This window comes from Microcystis sp. M53598_WE2, assembly GCF_030067735.1.
GTDB classification, from domain to species: domain Bacteria; phylum Cyanobacteriota; class Cyanobacteriia; order Cyanobacteriales; family Microcystaceae; genus Microcystis; species Microcystis aeruginosa.
Window position 1 is genome coordinate 1 of record NZ_JASJFE010000631.1, and the last position, 4,225, is coordinate 4,225.

Below are 4,225 nucleotides of genomic sequence, written 5' to 3' on the forward strand. Positions count from 1 at the left end.
ATCCCGTCCTTTAGAAAAGCCCTCTAAAATATTGGATTGAAAAGAGCCGTCACTTAGTATAGCTTTGAAGGGACCTAATCCAGTCATTTGTATAGTTTCAATATAATTGTTTTTTAGAGGCTTCTGCACAATAACTATAGCTTCCCATTCATTTCTCAGGCAAGTATGCCAACCTTGCCATTGTTGAGCATTAGTATCACCAATTTTGTCAAGTTTTTTCTCAATATTTAATCCTTTAGGAATGCCTGAATGTCGTCTATAAACCAGCACATCTCTAGCATAAAAACCGGCATTTTCAAGAGCAATCTGAATATGAGCTAGTGTTCTTGTGCTACTAAAAACAGCGACAACAGCCCCCCTTTTACAAACACGCATTAGTTCCTTTGACCAATCTGTTGCCCATTCAATATAATTGACCACATTTTCGCGATTGCGTTGATACCAACGCTCATTGCGAACCCCACCAGCTAACCCACTTCCATAGGGAATATTTTTTACCAGTGTGGAACTGTTTTGAATGCGTTCTCTGCGTCTTTGGATTTCATCATGATCCCAATTTCTGCCAATGAACTCATAATTATAGGGTGGATCTGTGATCACACAAGATATACTAGATTCTTCTAGTAAAGTGAGAAGTTCTCTACAATCACCGTGCAGAAGTTGCCATCTTTTTGAGATATTCATCGGGCAATATAAAACTCCTGTGTTTCAGAAAATTTATCAAAAGCTTTCAGCAAATCGAACCCACTGCGATCAAGTATATAATCAAAACTTTGTTGGCTCTGCAAAACAGTCCAGCCACCCAGATGACAAGCTTTAATCGCTGCTGGTAAGTTATCCTCTCGCACAATCAGTAAAATAGGTCTAAGTCCTCTTTCCTGTAATAGTTTTCCATACTGTTTAAACTTTTTAAGTGTGCCAGAATCTCCCGAACCAATTCTATATTTAGTATCAATGGCATCTCTACCTAAAATGCAGTCACAAGGTTGATCATCTGCAATCTTTAAAGCCGGTTGATAATCTAAACAATTAGCCTTAAAAACTTCTGTCACCAGACGTTGCCAACACATTCCTAGTTCCCTGCCCCAATACTGACGATTTTCCCTTTTTAAACTAGGAGTAATTCCAAATACCCTCATAAGCGGATCATAATCATCATTTTCTTCTCCATAGATTTTGTCACTAAAAGAACTTTGGTATTGTCTCAAAATTCCCTTGAGGAGGTTTTCTATTTGATCGGGTGGCATCAATAATCCTTTTTGATATAGATAGCTAACTACTGATTATCTCCCCAAATTATCGGTAATCTGTTCCAAGATAATATCACCCCTGGCCAAGGAAAATGAGCGGTTATTTACACAGTCCTTCCATCCTCCCCCTAACATTTTAACAGCCGATCGGCCCTAATCTCTAAATCATTGACTACCCACGGTTTACAATAGTTAAGAACCAACGGCAAGCAAGAATTAACGATGCGGATTTCGATCAACTGGTTACGAGAATTAGTCAAAGTCGCCCAATCTCCCCAAGAATTAGCCGAATTATTGACAATTGCGGGAATAGAAGTGGAAGAGATCGAGGATCGCCGAGAATGGGCAAAGGGTGTGGTTATTGGTAAAATTATCGATCGCCAACCCCATCCCAATGCGGATAAATTAAGTGTCTGTCAGGTGGATATCGGTCAGGAAACCCCTAGTACAATTGTCTGTGGTGCGCCCAATGCTAGGGCTGATATTCTAGTTCCTGTGGCTACTTTGGGAACTTATTTAGCCAAAATCAATTTAACGATTAAACCGGCTAAATTGCGCGGGGTAAAATCGGAAGGGATGATCTGTTCCCTCGCAGAATTAGGATTAACTAAAGATTCTGAAGGAATCCACATTTTTAGTCAGGAAAATCTCCCTTTAGGTACAGATGTTCGTCCCCTTTTAGGACTCGATGAGGTGATTTTAGATATTTCTCCCACCGCTAACCGTGCCGATGCTTTGAGTATGATCGGAGTCGCGCGAGAAGTGGCGGCTTTGACAGGAGGAGAATTAAGCCTACCAAAAGTGAAATTAGGTGAATTTTCCCCTAAAAAAGATTTATCTCTGGAAATATCAGAAAATAAAGCCTGTCCTGCTTATATTGGTACGGTGATCGAGGGGGTAAAAATTGGCCCATCTCCGCTATGGTTGCAACAGCGTTTACAGGCTGCCGGATTGCGATCGATCAATAATGTGGTCGATATTACTAATTATGTACTTTTGGAGTGGGGACAACCCTTACACGCTTTCGATCGCGATCGTTTACAAAGTTTTGCCGGAGGTAAATCCGTTACTATTGGAGTCCGTTTTGCCGAGGAAGGGGAAAAAATCATTACCCTTGATGGTCAGGAAAGAAGCTTAAAAGAGCTTAATTTATTAATTACTGCCAATAATAAGCCGGTAGCTTTAGCGGGGGTGATGGGAGGTCAAGATACGGAAGTTAACGAGGAAACCGTTAATCTTGTGCTAGAGTCGGCTTTATTCGATCCGATCGCCATCCGTCGTTCCTCAAAAGCGCAGGGTTTACGCAGCGAATCTTCCGGACGCTATGAACGCGGTGTTAATCCCGCCGCTTTGGAATATGCTTGTCAAAGGGCGATCGATTTGATTCTAGAGTTAGCTGGGGGAACTGTCAGCAGTCAGGTTAAAGCTGATTATCGTGCCGATCAGTCCAGTCGTTCGATCGAATTGCGTTTAGAACGTTTGCAGCAGCTACTGGGTCAAGTTACCCTAGATGATGGTGCGATCGGTGAAATTATCGCCGAAGATGTGGAACGGATTTTAGGCAATTTAGGCTGTGAATTACAGTTAACCTCGAAAAATCCTGTTCTGTGGACTGTGACAGTGCCAGACTACCGTTATCGGGATTTAGAACGAGAAATTGACTTAATTGAAGAAGTGGCGCGACTGTACGGATATGATCGCTTTGTCGATACTTTGCCGGCAAAAACCGCAGCCGGAGGATTATCCTTTGAGGAAACTATACAGCGTCGGCTGCGGGAAGCTTTTCGCGCAGTGGGTTTGACGGAATTAGTCCAGTATTCCCTCGTTAAACCGGAATTAGCGGAAGTTGTCCTCGCTAATCCCCTTTTTGTCGAGTATTCTGCTTTGCGGACTAATCTCCTCGACGGTTTAATCGAAGCGTTTGAGTATAATCAGTCTCAGGGTAACGGTTCCTTAAATGGCTTCGAGATCGGGCGAGTTTTCCGCTCAGAATCGGATAATATCAACGAATACGATGCAATTGCTGGTATTTTTGGCGGTGATTTCTTCCCGGCCGGACGTTGGCTGCGATCGGGTAAAGAGGTAGCCATGACTTGGTATGAAGCAAAAGGGATTTTAGAAGCAGTATTCGATCGCCTTTCGCTGACAGTAAGCTACGAAAAATATGCCGAAGATGCGCGTTTTCATCCCGGACGAACAGCATCTTTATGGATTGGCAAACAACGCCTAGGTATATTCGGTCAACTACACCCGCAATTGCGTCAGCAAAAGGGATTAATTGAGGCAGTTTATGCCTTTGAAATCCAGTTCCCGATCCTGTTAGCAACTCTTAGCGATAGTGCCAAAATTACCCCGCGTTTACAGGTCTATTCTACCTATCCGGGGGCAGCACGAGATATCGCCTTCTTTGTTTCTACAGATATACCCGTAGATAGATTGACAAAAACTATCAAAAATGCTGGGGGAACTCTTTTAGAAAAAGTCGAATTATTCGATCGCTATCAGGGGCAGAATGTGCCAGAAAATCATTGTAGTTTGGCCTTTAGTTTAGTCTATCGTGCCAGCGATCGAACTTTAACCGATGAAGATGTGGAACCCTTAATGACAAAAGTGCGAGAAGCTTTAGTTAAACAGTTCCAAGTTTCTTTAAGAAGTTAAATTCAGCGATCAATCATCAGTTATCAGACATCGACTTTATATTATCTCAAGAATAATCTCACACATCGCTATCAATATCGCTGATTGCCTCTAATTGTTACCAATCAGTTTAAGAGGTTGGAAGGGTTCTTTTTCAGACTCGATCTCCTCTAAAAAATATTACAATCAATCGCTTTTGATATACGCTTTAAAAATAGATGATAATTGAAATCGGTTTTGCTCCCTTTGAATTAAATAACGTTGTTGCAAGGATTGTAAACCATTGATTAAATCACTAGCAGATAAATCTAGGTTATTTTTTAACTCCTCTCTAGATA

3 protein-coding genes and 1 pseudogene are annotated in these 4,225 nt (G+C 41.8%); 1 reads left to right on the forward strand and 3 read right to left on the reverse strand.

The window, feature by feature from the left end:
• Both PX636_RS12805 and PX636_RS12810 read right to left on the reverse strand, forming a co-directional pair.
• A partial coding sequence (locus tag PX636_RS12805; protein ID WP_288117486.1) for a DNA methyltransferase occupies positions 1–684 on the reverse strand: 684 nt, incomplete at its 3' end.
• Positions 681–1,247: a hypothetical protein gene (locus PX636_RS12810; protein ID WP_002735446.1), complete on the reverse strand. Its 567-nt coding sequence runs from the start codon at positions 1,245–1,247 to the stop codon at positions 681–683. The genes PX636_RS12810 and PX636_RS12805, both read right to left, overlap by 4 nt.
• Before the next feature lie 225 nt (positions 1,248–1,472).
• Between PX636_RS12810 and pheT the strand changes: the two genes are divergently transcribed.
• Positions 1,473–3,908, forward strand: coding sequence for a phenylalanine--tRNA ligase subunit beta (gene pheT, locus PX636_RS12815; RefSeq protein ID WP_288117488.1), 2,436 nt, complete (start codon positions 1,473–1,475; stop codon positions 3,906–3,908).
• 165 nt (positions 3,909–4,073) lie between these two features.
• Here the strand turns inward: pheT and PX636_RS12820 are convergent.
• Positions 4,074–4,225, reverse strand: a pseudogene (locus PX636_RS12820) (ATPase); the annotation flags it as partial.

Bases quoted from the DNA above. Each gene is read 5' to 3' on its own strand.
- PX636_RS12810 (WP_002735446.1), bottom strand. From the start codon at position 1,247: ATGCCACCCGATCAAATAGAAAACCTCCTCAAGGGAATTTTGAGACAA.
- pheT (WP_288117488.1), top strand. From the start codon at position 1,473: ATGCGGATTTCGATCAACTGGTTACGAGAATTAGTCAAAGTCGCCCAA.